At 39.9% G+C, this 787-nt stretch carries 1 protein-coding gene; it reads left to right on the top strand.

Annotated features, from left to right (window positions below; genetic code table 11):
• Nucleotides 1-714: glycosyltransferase family 4 protein (locus A3739_RS06605; protein ID WP_156502410.1), on the top strand; the 714-nt coding region annotated here is incomplete at its 5' end.
• Between the last annotated feature and the right edge of the window lie 73 nt (nt 715-787).

The following is a 787-nucleotide window of genomic DNA, read 5'->3' as shown; positions in this document are numbered from 1 at the left end:
CATCAGTATATGGCAATGCGAAAGGGAGTCATAAATGTAGCGGTTTCTGATCATGTAAGGGACCTGATTAGCACTCTAATCGGAGAAAATCGTTTGGTTACCGTGTACAACGGTATTCCCAGAACGTCTCCCGTTAGTTTCGGTCCAGAATCTGATAATAGATTGAAAAAATTGATGGGCTCTTCGAAGAATATGGTTGTTGCAATTGGCCGTCTAAGCCCTGAAAAAAATTTTGCAATGTTGATCAGGGCTTTTGCGCAACTAAAGTCTACAGGAAATGATTCTGTCCTGGTCATTATCGGTGATGGTGTCCTAGATAAAAGTTTAAGGGAGCTTGTTACGGGACTGGGTTGTGATGACCGCGTGGTATTTACAGGGTATCTTCCTAATCCTGCGAAATTAATCGAGGAGGCGTCTTTACTTGTATGTTCTAGTCTACATGAAGGCTTTGGACTTGTTTTGCTGGAAGCCATGAGAGGGGGAACGGCAATTCTTTCTACTCCAGTCAAGTTTTCGGAATATCTCGCTTCAGAGGAATGTGCGATCTTAACGGAAGGATTTGGAGTTGAAGATTTAAAACAAGGATTGATATTTGCTCTGAGTCAAAAGGCTAAACATGAAGAGATGATTGCGCTATCAAAGAGTTTATTTCTGAACAAATTTACTCTTGAGGCCATGGGTAAAAGTTATATCGCTTTATATTCTAAAAGATAACGTGAGAGATGAATATGATTTGCGAGTTATCATTTTGATCTCTGTTCCAACTATTTTCTATTAATAATCCAGC

This window comes from Oleiphilus sp. HI0067 (genome assembly GCF_001635735.1).
This window is presented reverse-complemented; position numbering and strand designations above follow the sequence as displayed.